Here is a 421-nt window from a genome sequence, read left to right as displayed (position 1 = left end):
CTCGACCCCGTATTCCTGGCGGTGGACATCAATGAAATCCAGCATCATTTCGGTCGGCGGTCGAGCTCCGCCATCGCGAAATAAGCCGAGGCCTTGCGCAGGATTTCATTCGCCTGGCGCAACTCCCGGATCTCCCGTTCCTGCGCCTTCAACTTCTCCAGCACATCCAGCGGAATACCAGCACGACTGCCGCTTTCCACCTCGGCCCTCTTGACCCACTCATTAAGTGTGTGGGCCGAACAGCCAATCTTGGACGCCACGGATGAAACCGCCGCCCATCGCGACGGATGATCCTTCTCGTGATCCAAAACCAGCCGAACAGCCCGCTCGCGGACCTCAGCTGAAAATTTGTTCGTTGTCTTGCTCATCGTAGCCCCATCCTCTCAGGAGTTGGAGCCGCCGACAATCCCGGCGCGGTTCA

At 58.9% G+C, this 421-nt stretch carries 1 pseudogene and 1 other annotated feature; the pseudogene reads right to left on the bottom strand.

Going from position 1 to position 421, the window contains the following annotated elements:
• Positions 1 to 87, bottom strand: a sequence feature (AL1L pseudoknot). This feature is flagged as partial in the annotation.
• Positions 1 to 368, bottom strand: a pseudogene (locus ACM9LZ_RS26040) (transposase); the annotation flags it as partial. Its footprint overlaps the feature before it by 87 nt.
• Positions 369 to 421 lie beyond the last annotated feature (53 nt).

This window comes from Niveispirillum fermenti (assembly GCF_048066175.1).
GTDB classification, from domain to species: domain Bacteria; phylum Pseudomonadota; class Alphaproteobacteria; order Azospirillales; family Azospirillaceae; genus Niveispirillum; species Niveispirillum fermenti.
Note: the sequence above shows the minus strand (reverse complement) of the source record. Positions and strands in the feature narration are given on the sequence as shown.